Consider the following 17,319-nt stretch of genomic DNA (forward strand, 5'->3'; position numbering starts at 1 on the left):
CGCATGTCTGCGAAACGTGTCTCGGCACGTTTTCAGAACAAATATCAGATCACGCGATACGGCACGGTGTTGCGGGTCAGCGGGTCGACCAGGATGCGCCGGTCCGCCGGGGGGAACGCCCGCTGGTCGCAGTCCGGGCGGGGGCAGAGCCGGCAGGAGATGCCGATCGGCGTCGGTGCCCCTGCGCGGTCGACCGCATCGGCGTAGACGAAGTCGGCGGCGTGGATCGCCTCGCACCCCAGCACCACCGCGTAGCGCCGCGACAGGCGCGTGAAGCGGCCGGACGGCTTCACCAGCCCCTTGGCCATCGAGATATAGCGGACGCCGTCCGGCGTCTCGGCGTGCTGGACGAGGATGCGGTCGGGAATCGCCGCGGCCTCATGGACGTGCCACAGGGGGCAGGCGCCGCCGAACCGCGCGAACTGCAGCCGGGTCGCCGAATGACGCTTGGTGATGTTGCCCGCCATGTCGACGCGGCAGAAATAGAAGGGGATGCCTGCCGCGCCGGGCCGCTGAAGCGTCGACAGGCGGTGGCACGCCTGCTCGAAACTGACGCCGAAGCGGCGCGACAGCAGGTCGATATCGTGCCGCACGGCGCGTGCCGCCGAGCGGAATGCGGCATAGGGCATCAGCAGCGCGCCGGCGGCATAGTTGGCCAGCCCGATCTCCAGCAGGTGCCGCGCGTCGGGTGCGTCAAGGCCAGACGTGGTGACGACATCGGCGATGATCCGGGCGAAGGCGGTGGCGGCGAGGCGGTGCGCGAGCTGAAACCGCCGGCTCTCGGGCGCGAGCGCGCCATTGAGGACCAGCGTGCCGAGGGCGGTGCGGGCAAGGGGAGCGTCGGGATCGGGATCGGTCGCGACGGCGATGTCGTGGGTGCCGAGCGCAGCCTCCAACTCCTCTCCTGCCAGGGGAGGGGGCAGGGCGACGCCCTGACGGAGAGGTGTTGCCGCTTGCGGTGGTCCGCCGGGCACCAGGCCGTGATACCCCTCCAGCTTCGCTGGATCCCGTTTGGGAGAGGAATTGAGCGATGCCGCCAACGCCTCCGCCGCCCGGTCGAGCGGGTCGATGTAATTGCCGGCCGCGTGGAACCAGTCGCGCACTGCCTCCCATGGCAATCGCGCCGAACCTCCCGCGACTAAGGTTTCCTCGGCCAGCGCGAGCCGTTCCTCCGCGGCGCGCTTGGCGGCGTGGAGGGCGATCAGGCGGTCGGCGATCTCCGGCCGCTCCTCCGCCAGCCGGATCGTCGCATCGGCGCCCAGCGGCGCCAGCGCGGGATCGGCCATCGTCTCGTGCAGCGCGGCCAGGCGGCGGGCGTTGCCCTGTCCCTCGATCCCGGCGAGCGCGTGGGGATAATGGCGGGCGAGCGCGGCGGTGACTGCCGCGGTCAGCGGGCGTTCGCCACCTTCCAGCTGCGACAGGTAGCTGACCGACAGGCCCAGTCGCGCCGCCATCGCACGCTGGTTCAGGCCGGCGGCAACACGCAGCGCCCTCAGCTGTTCGCCAGCGTAGAGGCGGGGAGTAGCCATGATGCGGGTGTAATTCGCAAGATGTACCTTCGCAACTTCGCAAGTTCACATTTGCACTGCCGGGACGTGACGGGCAGGAAGCCGCAGCCGTGTCTGTGAGAGGATCTGCCATGTCGTCCACCATCGCAATGCTGGAGACGAAACGTGCGGCCGCCCGCCTGGGTGGTGGCGAGAAGCGGATCGCCGCCCAGCACGCCAAGGGCAAGCTGACCGCGCGCGAGCGGCTGGACGTGCTGCTCGACGAGGACAGTTTCGAGGAACTCGACATGTTCGTCGAGCACAACTGCGTCGATTTTGGCATGGAGACGCAGATCGTCCCCGGCGACGGGGTCGTCACCGGATCGGGGACGATCAATGGCCGGCTGGTGTTCGTGTTCAGCCAGGATTTCACCGTCTTCGGCGGCTCGCTGTCGGAACGGCACGCGGCCAAGATCTGCAAGATCATGGACATGGCGCTGAAGGTCGGCGCGCCCGTCATCGGCCTGAACGACTCGGGCGGCGCGCGCATCCAGGAGGGTGTGGCGAGCCTTGGCGGCTATGCCGAAGTGTTCCAGCGCAATGTGCTGGCATCCGGCGTGGTGCCGCAGCTCAGCCTCATCATGGGGCCGTGCGCGGGCGGCGCGGTCTATTCGCCGGCGATGACCGACTTCATCTTCATGGTGAAGGACTCGAGCTACATGTTCGTCACCGGCCCCGACGTGGTGAAAACGGTGACCAACGAGGTGGTGACGCAGGAGGCGCTGGGCGGCGCCGTGACCCACACCACCAAGACCAGCGTCGCCGACGTGGCGTTCGAGAACGATGTCGAGGCGCTGCTCGCGGCGCGCGACTTCATCGACTTCCTGCCGCTGTCCAACCGCGCCAAGGAAAGTGGGGGCGTGCCGGAGCGGCCGACCGCGGACCCGTGGGACCGGGCCGAGGCGGGGCTCGACACGCTGATCCCGGCGAGCGCCAGCCAGCCCTACGACATGCACGAGCTGATCGCGAAGGTGGTCGACGAGGGCGATTTCTTCGAGGTGCAGCCGGCGCACGCTGCCAACATCCTCTGCGGCTTCGCCCGGATCGAGGGGCGCACGATCGGCATCGTCGCCAACCAGCCGATGGTGCTGGCGGGCGTGCTCGACATCAATTCGTCCAAGAAGGCGGCGCGATTCGTGCGCTTCTGCGACGCGTTCGAGATCCCGATCGTGACCTTCGTCGACGTGCCGGGCTTCCTGCCGGGCACCGCGCAGGAGCATAACGGTATCATCAAGCACGGCGCCAAGCTGCTCTTCGCCTATGCCGAGGCGACCGTGCCGAAGATCACCGTCATCACGCGCAAGGCCTATGGCGGCGCGTACGACGTGATGGCATCCAAGCACCTGCGGGGCGACCTCAACTATGCCTGGCCGACCGCCGAGATCGCGGTGATGGGCGCCAAGGGCGCGGTGGAGATCATCTTCCGGGGCAAGACGCCCGAGGAGATCGCCGAGCGCACCGCGGAATATGAGGCGCGCTTCGCCAACCCGTTCGTGGCAGCGAGCAAGGGCTTCATCGATGAGGTGATCCAGCCCCACTCGACCCGCCGCCGTATCGCGCTCGGGCTACGCAAGCTGCGGGGGAAGAGCCTCGAGAATCCGTGGAAGAAGCATGACAATATCCCGCTGTGATACTGTCGCGCTTCTCTAAAATTTTGCTTGGCGCAGGACTGCTAATAGCAGCATTCGTAATGCTAGCCTACGTCAATGGCAATCTTTTCATATTTTTGGGACCTAAAGGAGAGTACGAATTTGATCGAGGCACAATAAGATATCTCGTTTTTTACAAATGCGTCGATGAAGTCGCCCCCAACATTGATTTGTTTCCAACGGGATCTGGCCGGATACAAGCATCGATTTCAATGATTGAAAAGAAATCTGGAATCGAAATTTCTAATCCACTTGCAGATGTCTGCAGCAGCATTGCAACTGCTTGGGGTGTCGGCGGAGATCCATCGACGTCCAAGATGCATCACGGCGTTGACCTGAAGCCAGATAAATTTGGAAGATTAGGCGTTGTGACTTTCAACAATGTTCTTATGGAGAAATCTCTCGGGGAATATGAGTTTGTTGCCGATGTTCGATCGACTGATTTGGTTCGCAGCAACGAACATGGCAATATTTCTTTGACATTAAACAGATTTATGGACCTACAGACCGCTATTCCGGCAGCGACGTCATCGAGAAATATCTGGATGAACAATAAATATCACTTTAATGATGTCGCGAGAGATAGCTGGTTGTTAGTTCGCTATAGAGATAGTGACGTCTACGAATTGCGAGATTTTTTTAATTCGCTATCCGCGCTGCTAGCGTCTGTTGGATTGAGTCTAGTTACGATCGGTCTGAGCGGCGTATTTCATATTGGACGTATAATGTCTACGTTAAGAGCAGCGGTTGGAAAGGTGTTCCGGAGACCTGAGCAATGACCCTCGGTCGCCTGAACCATGTCGGGATCGCCACGCCCTCGATCGCCGCGTCGATCGAAACCTACCGCACGCTCCTCGGCGCCGAGGCGATCGGGGAGCCGTTCGACCTGCCCGCGCAGGGGGTGAAAGTGTGCTTCATCGACGCGCCCAACACGCAGATCGAGCTGATCGAGCCGTATGACGACGCCTCACCGATCGCCGGCTATCTGCGCAAAAACCCGGCGGGCGGGCAGCATCATGTCTGTTTCGAGGTGCCGGACATCCACGCCGCCGTCGCCGACCTTAAGGCGAAGGGTGCGACGGTATTGGGCGAGCCGCGGATCGGGGCGCACGGCACGCCGATCGTGTTCGTCCACCCGCGCGACATGGGCGGCGTGCTGGTCGAGTTGATGGAAACGCCGAAGGATCATTGATGGCGGAGATCGAACGCAACCTTGGCGAAGATGCAGGCGCGGTTCCGCCTGCGCCCGCGCAGCCGGAACCGACGACGCAGCCGACGCTCGCCGACTGGCAGGCCGCCGCCGCGAAGGAGGTGAAGGGCCGCGACCTGACCTGGCAGACGCCGGAGGGGATCGACGTCAAGCCGCTCTACACCGCCGCCGATGTGACGGCCGATCCCGGCCTGCCCGGTTTCGCGCCATTCACGCGCGGGGTGCGCGCGTCGATGTATGCCGGGCGGCCCTGGACGATCCGGCAATATGCCGGCTTCTCCACCGCGGAGGAATCGAACGCCTTCTACCGCCGCAACCTCGCCGCCGGGCAGAAGGGGCTGTCGGTCGCCTTCGACCTCGCCACGCATCGCGGCTACGACAGCGATCACCCGCGCGTGGTCGGCGATGTCGGCAAGGCGGGTGTGGCGATCGACAGCGTCGAGGACATGAAGATCCTGTTCGACGGCATCCCGCTCGATCAGATGTCGGTCAGCATGACGATGAACGGCGCGGTGATCCCGATCCTCGCCTTCTTCATCGTCGCGGGCGAGGAGCAGGGGGTTGAGCGGCGGCTGCTCGACGGGACCATCCAGAACGACATCCTGAAGGAGTTCATGGTCCGCAATACCTATATCTATCCGCCCGAACCCTCGATGCGGATCATTGCCGACATCATCGCCTATACCTCGGCCGAGATGCCGAAGTTCAACAGCATCTCGATCAGCGGCTATCACATGCAGGAAGCCGGGGCGACACAGGTGCAGGAACTGGCCTTCACCATCGCCGACGGCCGCGAATATGCGCGCGCGGCGATGGCGGCGGGGCTGGACATCGACAAATTCGCCGGGCGGCTGTCGTTCTTCTTCGCGATCGGCATGAACTTCTTCATGGAGGTCGCCAAGCTGCGCGCCGCGCGCGTGCTGTGGCACCGGGTGATGACCGATCTGGGCGCGAAGGACGAGCGCTCGAAGATGTTGCGCACCCACTGCCAGACCTCGGGCGTCAGCCTGCAGGAGCAGGATCCGTACAACAACGTTATCCGTACAACCGTCGAAGCGATGGCCGCGATGCTGGGCGGCACGCAGAGCCTGCACACCAACGCGCTGGACGAGGCGATCGCGCTGCCGACCGACTTCTCCGCTCGCATCGCCCGCAACACCCAGATCGTGTTGCAGGAAGAGACGGGGATGACCAAGGTCGTCGATCCGCTCGGCGGGAGCTATTATGTCGAGGCGCTGACCCAGGCGCTCGTCGACCAGGCCTGGGCGATCATCGAGCGGGTGGAGGGCGAGGGGGGCATGGCCGCCGCGGTCGCCGCCGGCTGGCCCAAGGCGATGATCGAGGAGGCCGCCGCCGCCCGCCAGGCGCGCGTCGACCGGGGCGAGGACGTGATCGTCGGCGTCAACAAATACCGCCTGAAGGATGAGGACCCGATCGACATCCTCGATGTCGACAACCATGCGGTGCGCGAAGCACAGGTCGCGCGATTGAACCGCATCCGTGCGACCCGCGACGAAGCGGCGTGCCAGAAGGCGCTGGCGGCGCTGCGGACGGGGGCTGCGGGCAATGACAACCTCCTCGCCCTCGCAGTCGATTGTGCGCGCGCGCGCGCGTCGCTCGGCGAGATATCCTCGTCGATGGAGATCGCCTTCGGCCGTTATGGCACGCAGCCGACGCCGGTCAGCGGCATCTATGGCGGCGCCTATCAGGACGAGGAGCGCTGGGCGCGGCTGGCGCGCGGGGTCGAGGCGACGGAGCGCCGGCTCGGTCGCCGGCCGCGGATGCTGGTCGCCAAGATGGGACAGGACGGGCATGACCGCGGCGCCAATCTGGTCAGCTCCATGTTCGGCGACCTGGGCTTCGACATCGTCCCCGGCCCGCTGTTCCAGACACCGGCGGAGGCGGCCGCACTGGCGCTGGAGCGGCAGGTCGACATGGTCGGCGCCTCCAGCCTGGCGGCCGGGCACAAGACCTTGATCCCCGAGCTGATCGGCCATCTGAGGGATGCCGGCCGACCCGATATCAAGGTGATCGCCGGCGGGGTGATCCCCGCGCAGGACTATCAGGCGCTGCGCGACGCGGGCGTGCAGGCGATCTTCGGCCCCGGAACCAACTTGATCGCCGCGGCCGAGGAAGTGCTACGGCTGCTCGGCCACAATATGCCACCCGAACAGGACGCCGCAGAATGACCCGCATCGACCCGACCCGCACCGACTGGACCAGGGGGGAGATCGCCGCGCTGTTCGACCTGCCGTTCGACGAGCTGATGTACCAGGCGCAGACCGTTCACCGTGCCCATCACGCGGTCGGCGAGGTGCAGCTGTGCACGCTCCTGTCGATCAAGACCGGTGGCTGTCCGGAGGATTGCGGTTACTGCTCGCAGTCGGTCCATGCCGATAGCGGCGTGAAGGCGACGAAGCTGATGGACGTTCAGGCCGTGCTCCAGCGCGCGGCCGAGGCGAAGGATGCCGGTAGCCAGCGCTTCTGCATGGGTGCGGCGTGGCGCAACCCGAAGGACCGCGACATGGACGCGATCGTCCAGATGGTGGAGGGCGTGCGCGGTATGGGGATGGAAACCTGCATGACGCTGGGCATGCTGACGCCCGATCAGGCGCGGCGGCTGGGCGCGGCGGGGCTGGATTACTACAACCACAATATCGATACCTCGCCCGAGCGGTACGACCAGGTCATCACCACGCGTAGCTTCGGCGAGCGGCTCGATACGCTGGAGCATGTGCGCGCCGCAGGCATCAACGTGTGCTGCGGCGGGATCGTCGGCATGGGTGAGACGCGCGAGGACCGCATCGGCTTCGTCCACGCGCTCGCGACCATGCCGCGCCATCCGGAAAGCGTGCCGGTCAACGCGCTGGTGCCGGTCAAGGGCACGGTGCTGGGCGACATGCTGGCCGACACGCCGCTCGCCAAGATCGACGATATCGAGTTCGTCCGTACCGTCGCGGTGGCGCGCATCGCCATGCCCCTGTCGATGGTCCGCCTGTCCGCTGGCCGCGAGAGCATGTCGGAGGCGACGCAGGCGCTGTGCTTCATGGCGGGCGCGAACTCGATCTTCACCGGCGACAAGCTGCTGACCACCGGCAACCGCGGCGACAGCGCCGACGCCGCGCTGTTCGCGAAGCTGGGGCTGAAGGCGATGGCGGGCGAAGAGCCGATGCGGGCGCAGGTGTGCGAGGCGGCGGAGTGACGTTGTAATCGGACGTAGCGACCAGAAGCCTGCCACCCCGGCCTTCGCCGGGTTGGCAGAAGGATCGAAAGAGGCCTGATGTTCAAGAAAATCCTGGTCGCCAATCGCGGCGAGATCGCGTGCCGGGTGTTCCGGACGGCGAAGAAGATGGGGATCAAGACCGTCGCGGTCTATTCGGACGCCGACGCCCGTGCGCCGCATGTGCGGATGGCGGACGAGACGGTGCGGCTAGGGCCGGCGCCGGCGGCGGAGAGCTATCTGAAGGCCGAGCTGATCCTGCTCGCCGCCAAGGAAACCGGGGCGGACGCGATCCATCCCGGTTACGGCTTCCTGTCGGAGCGGGAGAGTTTCGCGCGCGCCTGTGCCGAGGCCGGCATCGCCTTTATCGGCCCGCCGCCGAACGCGATCGCGGCGATGGGCGACAAGATCGAATCGAAGAAGCTGGCCAAGGCGGCCGGCGTCAACGTCGTCCCCGGCTATCTGGGCGAGATCGCCGACACCGACGAGGCGGTGCGGATCGCGTCCGACATCGGCTATCCGGTGATGATGAAGGCGTCAGCCGGCGGTGGCGGCAAGGGGATGCGGCTCGCCTGGTCCGAGCAGGACGTGCGCGAGGGGTTCGAGGCGACCAAGCGCGAGGGGCTGGCAAGCTTCGGCGACGACCGCGTCTTCATCGAGAAGTTCATCGAGAGCCCGCGGCACATCGAGATCCAGGTGCTGGGCGACCAGCACGGCAACATCGTCTATCTGAACGAGCGCGAATGCTCGGTCCAGCGCCGCCACCAGAAGGTGGTCGAGGAGGCGCCGTCGCCCTTCGTCAGCCCGGCGATGCGCAAGGCGATGGGGGAGCAGGCGGTCGCACTGGCGCAGGCGGTCGGGTATTACAGCGCGGGCACGGTCGAGCTGATCGTGTCGGGCGCGGACACGACCGGGCAGGGCTTCTACTTCCTCGAGATGAACACCCGGCTGCAGGTCGAGCATCCGGTAACCGAGGAGATCACCGGGCTGGATCTGGTCGAGCAGATGATCCGGGTGGCGGCGGGCGAGCCGCTGGCGTTCGGACAGGACGATGTGCGGATCGACGGCTGGTCGATCGAGAACCGCGTCTATGCCGAGGATCCGTATCGCGGGTTCCTGCCGAGCATCGGGCGGCTGGTGCGGTACAGTCCTCCCCGGCACGGGGAGGATCGGCAGGTCCGCACCCGTGTCGACGACGGCGTCGCCGAGGGTGGCGAGGTCAGCATGTTCTATGACCCGATGATCGCCAAGCTCATCACCTGGGCGCCTACGCGCGAGGCGGCGATCGACGCTCAGATCGCGGCGCTCGACGCGTTCGAGATCGAGGGGCCGGGCACCAACCTCGATTTCCTGTCGGCGCTGATGCAGCATCCGCGCTTCCGCGAAGGGGCGCTGACGACCGGCTTCATCGCAGAGGAATATCCGGACGGTTTCCAGGGCGCGCCCGCCGGCGAGGATCTTCGCCGGGCGCTGGCTGCGATCGCCGCCTTCGCCGCGACGGTGCAGGCCGATCGGGCGCGGCGGATCGACGGACAACTCGGCCGTCGCCTGAGACCGCCGGCCGAATGGGTGGTCAGGCTGGACGGGCAGGATCATGCCGTCACCGTCTCGCCCGATGCGATCGGCGTCGATGGCAGCGAGCTGGACCTGTCCGCGGAATATACGCCCGGCGACCGGCTGGTGCGCGCCGAGCTGGGCGGCGAGGAGCTGATCGTGAAGCTCCACCCGGTCCGTGCCGGGTTCCGCCTGACGGCGCGTGGCGCGGCGCATGTCGCGCGGGTGCTGCCGGCGCGGGTCGCGGTCTATGCCCGGCACCTGATCGAGAAGGTGCCGCCCGACCTGTCGCGTTTCCTGATCGCGCCGATGCCGGGGCTGCTGGTGCGGCTGGACGTCGCCGCCGGCGACCGGGTCGAGGCGGGGCAGCCGCTGGCGGTCGTCGAGGCGATGAAGATGGAAAACATCCTGCGCGCAGGCAAGTCGGGCGTCGTGAAGGCGATCGAGGCGCAGGCGGGTGACAGCCTGGCGGTCGATCAGGTGATCCTGGAACTCGAATAGACGCGACAAAATGCGACATAAACGCGCTGGACAGTAACAGGCGCGTTGGCCATCCCAACGGTCATGTCGCGCCTTCGCGTTCTTTCCATCGCTACCGCCGCGCTGCTGGCGGGCTGTTCGGTCGGTCCCGACTATCGCCCAGCCTCGCCCGCCGCGCTCGGTGTGCCGACCGACTGGTCGGTGCCGGTCGCGCCGGCGCGCGAGGACCTGACCCGTTGGTGGAACCGCTTCGACGATCCGGTCCTCGGCCAGCTGGTCGAGCAGTCCGCCACCGCCAACACCGACATCGCCCAGGCCGTCGCGCGCCTGCGCCAGTCGCGTGAGGCGCTGGTGCAGAGCCGTGCCAGCCTATTGCCCACCGTGTCGGGGTCGACCGGATACCAGCGCAACGAGAACCTGCGCGGCGGCGGGCGATCCTTCACGCTGCCCGATGGCACGGTCGTCGATACCGGCGGCGGCGGATCGAACAGCTATACGCTCGGCCTGTCGGCGAGCTGGCAGGTCGGCATCTTCGGCGAGCTGCGCCGCACCGTGGAGGCGAGCCGCGCGCAATATGCCGCCTCCGGCTATGATTATGCCGGCGTGCTCCTGTCGGTGGAGAGCGAGGTCGCGCGCAACTACGTGATCGCCCGCGGGCTTCAGGCCCAGATCGCCAACGCCCGCGCCTCGCTGGGGCTGCAGGACGACAATCTGGAGATCGCCGGCTTCCGTGTGCAGGCGGGCCTCGTCTCGTCGCTGGACAGCGAGCAGGCGCGCAGCCAGCGGGCGCAGACTGCCGCGACCATTCCTTCGCTCGAGCAGCAGTATAACGCGGCCGTGTCGCGACTGGGCGTGCTGACCGGGCAGGCACCGGGTGCGCTCAAGCCGCTGTTGCAGGCGCCGCGCCCGATCCCGAGCGGTCCCGCGACGATCGGCGCCGGCATTCCGGCAGAAGTACTGCGCCAGCGGCCCGATGTGCGCGCGGCGGAGCGGACGCTGGCGGCGGCGACCGCGCAGATCGGCGTGGCCAAGGCGCGGCTCTATCCGGCGCTGGCGATCACCGGCAACATCAACACCAATGCGACCTCGATCACCGGCATCGGCGACGCGATCACCGGCGGGCTGTTCGCCGGGCTGACCCAGGCGATCTTCAACGGTGGCCGGCTGCGCAGTCAGGTGCGCGCGCAGGAAGCCGCGGCAGACGCGGCGCTGGCGGCGTACAAGGGAACGGTGCTGCTGGCGCTGGAGGATGTCGAGAACGCCGTCGTCGCGCTGTCGACCGCACAGGCGCGCCAGCGCGAGTTCGCCATCGCGCTCGACGCCGCCAACAACTCCGCGCTCCTCAGCCGCAGTCAGTACCGCTCGGGCCTGACCGACTTCACTACGCTGAGCCAGCAGGAGGCGACACTGTTGTCCGCCCGCAACGGGCTGGCCCAGGCGCGGTCCGACGCGGCGAGCGCGCAGGTTGCGCTCTACGTCGCGCTCGGCGGCGGCTGGGATGCGACGACCGTTCCCGAGGCGCCGCCGCGCACCCGTGCCGCCGGCACCGATCCCGCACCCGTGCCGGTGCCCGTCACTCCGCAAACAGAGACCCGCTGATGGCCGACCAGAGTACGGACGAGTTTCTGGGCGTGAAGCCCGTGCCGGCCTGGCGGCGCTGGGCCAAATGGGCCGGCGTGCTGGTTGGCGTCGTGCTGCTGGCCCTGCTGGTCGCGCGCTGCATGAAGGGTGACGAGGCGGCGGGCTATGCCACCGCGCCGGTGCGGCGCGGCGACCTGACCGTCAGCGTCGCCGCGACCGGCAAGCTGGCGCCGACCAACCAGGTGACGGTCGGTTCGCAGCTGTCGGGCCTGGTCACCAAGGTGGTGGTCGACGTCAACGACCGGGTCACCGCCGGCCAGCCCTTGGCGCTGATCGATCCGGAGCAGATCGACGACCAGATTCGTGCCAGCCAAGCGCAGCTGAACGCTAATCAGGCGCAGGTCGCGCAGGCACAGGCGACGCTGAGCGAGGCGAACGCCCAGCTGGCGCGGCTCGAAGAGGTCTACAAGCTGTCGAACGGCCGCGTCCCGTCGGCCACCGAGCTGCAGACCGGCCGCGCCAATGCCCAGCGCGCGGTTGCCGGGGTGCGGACGGCGCAGGCGAACGTCGCCGCGGCGCGCGCGCAGCTGGCGCAGAGCCAGACCCAGCGCAGCCGCGCGATCATCCGCTCGCCCGTATCGGGCGTGGTGCTGGCGCGGCAGGTCGATCCCGGCCAGACGGTCGCCGCGTCGTTCAACACGCCGACGCTGTTCGTCATCGCCGAAGACCTGACCAAGATGAAGCTGGAGGTCGCGATCGACGAGGCGGACGTGGGGGAGGTGGAGCTGGGGCAGAAGGCGACCTTCACCGTCGATGCCTTCCCTGGCCGCAGCTTCCCGGCGACGATCACCCGCGTCGATCTGGGGTCCAACCTGACGGTCAGCTCGGCGACCTCCTCGTCGACGACGACCAGCACCACATCGACGACCGGTCAGGTGGTCAGCTATGCCGCCGACCTGACCGTCGCCAACCCCAATGGCCAGCTGCGCCCGGGCATGACCGCGACTGCCGACATCGTGACGTCGGATCGCCGCAACGTGCTGCTGGTTCCCAACGCTGCGCTGCGGTTCAAGCCGACGAGCGGCAGTGCCGCACAGGGCGGTGGCATCGCCGGCTCGCTGACCTTCCGCCCCCGCCGCGACCGGCCGGAGCGGACGGCGACGCTGGCGCGCGGCGCCACCCAGACGGTGTACGTCAAGGGTGCCGATGGCCAGCCGCAGCCGGTGCAGATCACCACCGGCGATACCAACGGCACCGTGACCGAGGTGATCGGCGGCGACCTGAAGCCGGGGCAGGAGGTCATCACCGGCCAGCTGGCCGGCGGCGATCAGGCGGCGGCGTCGAAGGCAGGGGGCCAGCGGCGGCAGCGGAGCGGCGGCGGTGGCCAGTAACCCGGTCGCCGACGCCGGCCCGCCGCTGATCCGGCTGCGCGGCGTCACCAAGGTCTATGGCAGCGGCGCCACCCAGTTCCAGGCGCTGAAGGGCGTAGATCTCGACATTCAGAGCGGCGATTTCGTCGCGGTGATGGGCCCGTCGGGATCGGGCAAGTCGACGACAATGAACATCCTCGGCTGCCTGGACGTACCCTCCGCGGGCGAGTTCCAGTTCCGCGGCCATCATATCGAGCGGCTCGATCGCGATCAGCGTGCGCTGCTGCGGCGGCGCTATCTCGGCTTCGTGTTCCAGGGGTTCAACCTGCTCAGCCGCACGACCGCGCTGGAGAACGTCGAGCTGCCGCTTCTTTACCGCGGCGAGGACAAGAAGCGCCGCCGCGAGCTGGGCATGGCGGCGCTGGAGAAGGTCGGCCTCGACCGCTGGTGGGATCATACCCCGGCCGAGCTGTCGGGCGGGCAGCAGCAGCGCGTGGCGATCGCCCGCGCCATCGTCACCAGCCCCGACGTGCTGCTCGCCGACGAGCCGACCGGCAATCTCGATTCGGAACGCTCGGTCGAGATCATGGAGCTGCTGACCGGCCTGAACCGCGACAGTGGCATCACCGTACTGATGGTGACGCATGAGGGCGAAATGGCCGCGTTCGCGCGGACGGTGGTGCATTTCAAGGACGGACTGGTCGAGCGGATCGAGGCACGGCACAGACAAGGCCAGGCGGTGGAGGCATGACGGCGCCATTTTGTCCCGTCATCCCCGCGAAGGCGGGAATCCAGACGCGCAACGCCGCCGATAGAGGCGCGACGCTAACGTCTATGGCTCCCCGACTCTGCGGGGATGACGAGCCTGGAAGGTACGCCTGATGTTCGGCACCACCCTCGTTCTCGCGCTGCGTTCGATTCGCCGGCACCTGCTGCGATCGTTTCTCACCATCCTCGGCATCGTCATCGGTGTCGGTGCGGTGGTGACGATGGTCACGCTGGGCAAGGCGACGACCAGCGCGGTCCAGGCATCGATCTCGGCGCTCGGCACCAACGTGCTCCAGGTCCGCCCTGGGCAGGGCTTCGGTCGCGGTGGCGGCGGTCCGCGTCCGCCCGACTTCAAGGAGGCGGATGTCGAGGCGATCGCCAACCAGATCGCCGGCGTCACTGCGGTCGCTCCGCAGGCGAGTTCCTCGGCGACGGCGATCTACAATGGCGCCAACTGGTCGACGACGATCAACGGCACCACCGACGCCTTCCTGATCGTCCAGCCCTGGCCGCTGGCGGCCGGCCGCTACTGGACGCCCGCGGAAGAGGCGGCTGGCAAGGCGGTCTGCCTGATCGGCAACACCGTCTACCAGAACCTGTTCCGCGGTGGCGACGCGGTGGGCCAGCGCATGCGGCTGGGCAATATCAGCTGCGACGTGATCGGCGTGCTGACGACGCGCGGGCAGGGCGGGTTCGGCGACCAGGACGATGTGGTGGTGATGCCGATCAAGGCGGTGCAGCGCCGCTTCACCGGCAGCCAGGACATCCGGCTGATGCTGGTCGGCGTCGATCAGGCCTATTCGACCCAGACGGTGCAGGCATCGATCACCGACCTGCTGCGCCAGCGCCGCACGATCACGGGCGGCAAGGACGACGATTTCAACATTTTCGACACCAAGCAGATCAGCGATACGCTGACCAGCACGACGACGATGCTGACCCGCATCGTCGCCGCGGTCGCCGCCATCTCGCTGGTGGTCGGCGGGATCGGCATCATGAACATCATGCTGGTGTCGGTGACCGAGCGCACGCGCGAGATTGGCATCCGCCTGGCGATCGGCGCCGTCGCGCGCGAGGTGCTGCTGCAATTCCTGGTCGAGGCGGTGGCGCTGTCATGCCTGGGTGGTGTGATCGGGCTGGCGCTGGCGCAGCTCGTCATCCTGGCGCTGGTGCCGCTGATGCAGGTGCCCTGGACGTTCGACCCGCAGATCAACCTGATCGCCTTCGCCATATCGGCAGTGATCGGGGTGGTGTTCGGCTATTTCCCGGCCCGACGTGCGGCTGCGCTGAATCCAATCGACGCGCTGCGCCACGAATAGGGGCGTGGCGGCGGCGTGGAACCGGACACTACGTCCCCCCTCCCGTGTCCGGTTCCGCAGTTTTTCTTCTGGTGGGCGTGCCGGAAACTGCGGATGGACGGTGGGGGACATAGACGCTGTTTACAGGCGTGGGGGGTGTGTAGGACAGGGTCGATTGTTCGGTGAGGTCCGCTGTTGCCCGAAAGCGGACATTGCCGACCTGCTCTGATATGCTTGCACCATGAGCGAACAGCTAGCCTTCGACGCCCTGATGCATGAGGTCTGTGTGGAGAGGGGTTGGTGCGGTTCCGTAGTCGGAGGTGAGCCGAGCCACGTCACCGACTATCTGCCAGAGAGCGGAGAAGTGACGGCGGACCAGTTCGTCATGTGGCTATTCGCTGCAGATGGCGTCGACCCGAGTGATGATCCGGCGAAGTGGCAGACGCACTATGACGGGCTGCGGGAGGCGTTCCTTCGCCATATGGGTGGCGATCGAGCCGAAGTGGAGCGGCTCAAATGGAACGGCAGCTAGCCACCATTTCTGGTCGTGCCGGGCTCGTCCCGGCATCCACCGCTCCGCATGAATAGAGTATGATCCACTCGGATTGAACCAGCGACTTTGTCTCCCCGGCGAAGGCCGGGGCCCAGTTAGGAAAGCCGTCGTGACGACGTGCAACGCACTTCCTCGACATCCTCCCAACTGGACCCCGGCCTTCGCCGGGGAGGTGTTTCCGTTTCAGTGAATCACACTCTAGCAGCCTGTGCGTGAGCGGTGCCGTGGATGCCGGGACAGGCCCGGCATAACGGAGTGAGTAGGGTGGGTGTCTGGCCGGGGGGGGGGCGCTGCGCCCGCTCCCGTCCGATCAGGCCGCGATGGCGTAGGGCTTGATCTCGCCGGCCAGGTACAGGTTGCGGGCCTTGGCGCGGCTCAGCTTGCCCGAGCTGGTGCGGGGCAGGGTGCGCGGTGGGATCAGCTCGATCACGCAGTTCATGCCGGTGACCGAGCGGACGCGCTCGCGGATCGCGTCGCGCAGGCGGGTGCGCTCCGCGTCGTCGCTGCTGCGGCACTGGACGAGTACCGCCGGCGTCTCCTCGCCGCCGGGTGTCGTGATGGCGAAGGCGGCGATGTCGCCCGCCTTGAAGCCGGGCAGCTGCTCGACCGCCCACTCGATATCCTGCGGCCAGTGATTGCGGCCGTTGACGATAATCATGTCCTTGGCACGGCCGACGATGTAGATGTAGCCGTCCGACATGTAGCCCATGTCCCCGGTGTCGAGCCAATTTGCTCCGGCGGAATCGGCGGCCATGCACGCCTCGGTCGCGGCGTCGTCGCGGAAATAGCCGACCATCACCGACGGACCGCTGCACCAGATCTTGCCGATCGCACGCTCAGGCAGGGGAGTGCCGTCTTCCTCGCGCACTTCGACCTTCATGTCGCGCACCGGCTTGCCGCAATTGACGATCGCGCGGAACCGCTGCGGACGATGCCCCTCATGGTCGCCGCCCGACAGTTCGGTTTCCTCGACCAGCTCGACCCGGATGCCTTCGCCCGGCGGCATGATCGATACCGCCAGCGTCGCCTCTGCCAAGCCATAGCTGGGCAGGAAGGCGCTCGCCTTGAACCCGGCATCGGCAAAGGCGTCGACGAAGCCCTGCATCACGTCCGGCCGGATCATGTCGGCGCCGTTCCCCGCGACCCGCCAGCGCGACAGGTCGAACCGGTCGGACGCGCGGGTCTGCGATGACATACGCCGCGCGCAGATATCGTAGCCGAAGGTTGGCGAGTAGGAGAGCGTGGTCCCCTCGTGCCGGCTGATGAGATCGAGCCAGGCGAGCGGCCGACGCGCGAAATCCTCGGTCTTCAGATAGTCGGTCGAAACCTGGTTGGCGACCGGCGACAGGAAGCAGCCGACCAGCCCCATGTCGTGATACCAGGGCAGCCAGGAGACGCAGCGATCGCTGTCCTGGATTGCCATGCCATGGCTGTGCGCGGCCAGGTTGTTGAGCAGCTGGCCGTGGGTGATCGCGACGCCATGAGGGAAGCGGGTCGAGCCGCTGGAATATTGCAGATAGGCGATGTCGTCGCTGTCCGCGGCCGGCAGCACCGCCTCGGGTGCGTCGCGCGTCGCAAGCTCGGCCCAGTCGATGCCTGCAACACCGGCCAGCGTCGCTGCCTCGCCCGCCATGGTGGCGAGTTCGGGCGGGAAGATCAGCATGCGCGGGTCGCAGCTGGCGAGCTGGACACGCAGCTGGTCGATATAGGAGTCGCGGCCCCCGAACGATGTCGGCAGCGGCAGCGGCACCGGCCAGGCGCCGGCATAGACCACGCCGAAGAACAGCGCGGCGAACTCGGCCGACGTCTCGGCGACCAGCGCGATCCGGTCCTGCGGGCGCACGCCTGCGGCAATCAGCCGGCGGGCGGCGACCAGCGCATCCGCGCGCAGCTCCGCGAACGGATAGGGGCGCAGCAGCGAGCCGCGGGCATCATGGAAATTCAGACCGCGTTGACCATCGGCGGCATAGTCCAGCGCCTCGCCCAGCGTCGTGAAGTCGGCGAAGCGGCGTGGCAGCGCGTCCCCGGTGGGGGTGGGGGCGAGCACGGCCGGAGCGGTGGTGTCGGTCGTCATCGTCGGTGCCTTCAA

At 67.2% G+C, this 17,319-nt stretch carries 13 protein-coding genes; 11 read left to right on the forward strand and 2 right to left on the reverse strand.

Annotation, left to right across the window (positions count from 1 at the left end; translation table 11 throughout):
- Nucleotides 1-44: 44 nt before the first annotated feature.
- Nucleotides 45-1,529 (reverse strand): helix-turn-helix domain-containing protein, encoded by a 1,485-nt coding sequence (locus Q5H91_RS00085; RefSeq protein WP_305171196.1) that lies wholly within the window; start codon nucleotides 1,527-1,529, stop codon nucleotides 45-47.
- A 110-nt stretch (nucleotides 1,530-1,639) separates the two neighbouring features.
- Between Q5H91_RS00085 and Q5H91_RS00090 the strand changes: the two genes are divergently transcribed.
- The 11 genes from Q5H91_RS00090 (at nucleotide 1,640) to Q5H91_RS00140 (ending at nucleotide 15,209) form a co-directional block, all read left to right on the forward strand.
- Complete coding sequence (locus Q5H91_RS00090; RefSeq protein WP_305171197.1) at nucleotides 1,640-3,178, forward strand: acyl-CoA carboxylase subunit beta; 1,539 nt, start codon at nucleotides 1,640-1,642, stop codon at nucleotides 3,176-3,178.
- Complete coding sequence (locus Q5H91_RS00095; protein ID WP_305171198.1) at nucleotides 3,175-3,975, forward strand: hypothetical protein; 801 nt, start codon at nucleotides 3,175-3,177, stop codon at nucleotides 3,973-3,975. Before Q5H91_RS00090 ends, Q5H91_RS00095 begins: the two co-directional genes overlap by 4 nt.
- On the forward strand, nucleotides 3,972-4,388 hold the full coding sequence (gene mce, locus Q5H91_RS00100; protein WP_305171199.1) for a methylmalonyl-CoA epimerase: 417 nt from the start codon (nucleotides 3,972-3,974) through the stop codon (nucleotides 4,386-4,388). The genes Q5H91_RS00095 and mce overlap by 4 nt, the downstream gene beginning before the upstream one ends.
- Nucleotides 4,388-6,595 (forward strand): methylmalonyl-CoA mutase, encoded by a 2,208-nt coding sequence (scpA, locus tag Q5H91_RS00105; protein ID WP_305171200.1) that lies wholly within the window; start codon nucleotides 4,388-4,390, stop codon nucleotides 6,593-6,595. Before mce ends, scpA begins: the two co-directional genes overlap by 1 nt.
- A complete protein-coding gene (bioB, locus tag Q5H91_RS00110) occupies nucleotides 6,592-7,608 on the forward strand; it encodes a biotin synthase BioB (RefSeq protein ID WP_305171202.1) in 1,017 nt (338 codons plus the stop codon). Before scpA ends, bioB begins: the two co-directional genes overlap by 4 nt.
- 78 nt (nucleotides 7,609-7,686) lie before the next feature.
- On the forward strand, nucleotides 7,687-9,681 hold the full coding sequence (locus tag Q5H91_RS00115) for an acetyl-CoA carboxylase biotin carboxylase subunit (RefSeq protein WP_305171203.1): 1,995 nt from the start codon (nucleotides 7,687-7,689) through the stop codon (nucleotides 9,679-9,681).
- Nucleotides 9,682-9,744: 63 nt separating this feature from the next.
- A complete protein-coding gene (locus tag Q5H91_RS00120; protein WP_305171204.1) occupies nucleotides 9,745-11,259 on the forward strand; it encodes an efflux transporter outer membrane subunit in 1,515 nt (504 codons plus the stop codon).
- The gene (locus Q5H91_RS00125) at nucleotides 11,259-12,632 is read left to right on the forward strand and encodes an efflux RND transporter periplasmic adaptor subunit (protein WP_305171205.1); all 1,374 of its coding nucleotides are present in this window, start codon (nucleotides 11,259-11,261) and stop codon (nucleotides 12,630-12,632) included. The genes Q5H91_RS00120 and Q5H91_RS00125 overlap by 1 nt, the downstream gene beginning before the upstream one ends.
- Nucleotides 12,622-13,362 (forward strand): ABC transporter ATP-binding protein, encoded by a 741-nt coding sequence (locus tag Q5H91_RS00130; RefSeq protein WP_305171206.1) that lies wholly within the window; start codon nucleotides 12,622-12,624, stop codon nucleotides 13,360-13,362. The genes Q5H91_RS00125 and Q5H91_RS00130 overlap by 11 nt, the downstream gene beginning before the upstream one ends.
- Nucleotides 13,363-13,492: 130 nt before the next feature.
- A complete protein-coding gene (locus Q5H91_RS00135; RefSeq protein WP_305171207.1) occupies nucleotides 13,493-14,698 on the forward strand; it encodes an ABC transporter permease in 1,206 nt (401 codons plus the stop codon).
- 220 nt (nucleotides 14,699-14,918) lie between these two features.
- The gene (locus Q5H91_RS00140) at nucleotides 14,919-15,209 is read left to right on the forward strand and encodes a hypothetical protein (protein WP_305171208.1); all 291 of its coding nucleotides are present in this window, start codon (nucleotides 14,919-14,921) and stop codon (nucleotides 15,207-15,209) included.
- A 331-nt stretch (nucleotides 15,210-15,540) separates the two neighbouring features.
- Here the strand turns inward: Q5H91_RS00140 and Q5H91_RS00145 are convergent, their stop codons facing one another.
- Nucleotides 15,541-17,304: a fatty acyl-AMP ligase gene (locus Q5H91_RS00145; protein ID WP_305171209.1), complete on the reverse strand. Its 1,764-nt coding sequence runs from the start codon at nucleotides 17,302-17,304 to the stop codon at nucleotides 15,541-15,543.
- Nucleotides 17,305-17,319: the final 15 nt, after the last annotated feature.

This window comes from Sphingomonas aurea (assembly GCF_030678875.1).
GTDB classification, from domain to species: Bacteria; Pseudomonadota; Alphaproteobacteria; order Sphingomonadales; family Sphingomonadaceae; genus Sphingomonas; species Sphingomonas aurea.

What these genes read in the sequence shown, in the direction of transcription:
- Q5H91_RS00115 (WP_305171203.1), top strand. Translation starts at nt 7,687, where the DNA reads ATGTTCAAGAAAATCCTGGTCGCCAATCGCGGCGAGATCGCGTGCCGG.
- scpA (WP_305171200.1), top strand. Translation starts at nt 4,388, where the DNA reads ATGGCGGAGATCGAACGCAACCTTGGCGAAGATGCAGGCGCGGTTCCG.
- Q5H91_RS00085 (WP_305171196.1), bottom strand. Translation starts at nt 1,529, where the DNA reads ATGGCTACTCCCCGCCTCTACGCTGGCGAACAGCTGAGGGCGCTGCGT.
- bioB (WP_305171202.1), top strand. Translation starts at nt 6,592, where the DNA reads ATGACCCGCATCGACCCGACCCGCACCGACTGGACCAGGGGGGAGATC.
- mce (WP_305171199.1), top strand. Translation starts at nt 3,972, where the DNA reads ATGACCCTCGGTCGCCTGAACCATGTCGGGATCGCCACGCCCTCGATC.
- Q5H91_RS00140 (WP_305171208.1), top strand. Translation starts at nt 14,919, where the DNA reads ATGAGCGAACAGCTAGCCTTCGACGCCCTGATGCATGAGGTCTGTGTG.
- Q5H91_RS00125 (WP_305171205.1), top strand. Translation starts at nt 11,259, where the DNA reads ATGGCCGACCAGAGTACGGACGAGTTTCTGGGCGTGAAGCCCGTGCCG.
- Q5H91_RS00145 (WP_305171209.1), bottom strand. Translation starts at nt 17,304, where the DNA reads ATGACGACCGACACCACCGCTCCGGCCGTGCTCGCCCCCACCCCCACC.
- Q5H91_RS00135 (WP_305171207.1), top strand. Translation starts at nt 13,493, where the DNA reads ATGTTCGGCACCACCCTCGTTCTCGCGCTGCGTTCGATTCGCCGGCAC.
- Q5H91_RS00090 (WP_305171197.1), top strand. Translation starts at nt 1,640, where the DNA reads ATGTCGTCCACCATCGCAATGCTGGAGACGAAACGTGCGGCCGCCCGC.
- Q5H91_RS00120 (WP_305171204.1), top strand. Translation starts at nt 9,745, where the DNA reads ATGTCGCGCCTTCGCGTTCTTTCCATCGCTACCGCCGCGCTGCTGGCG.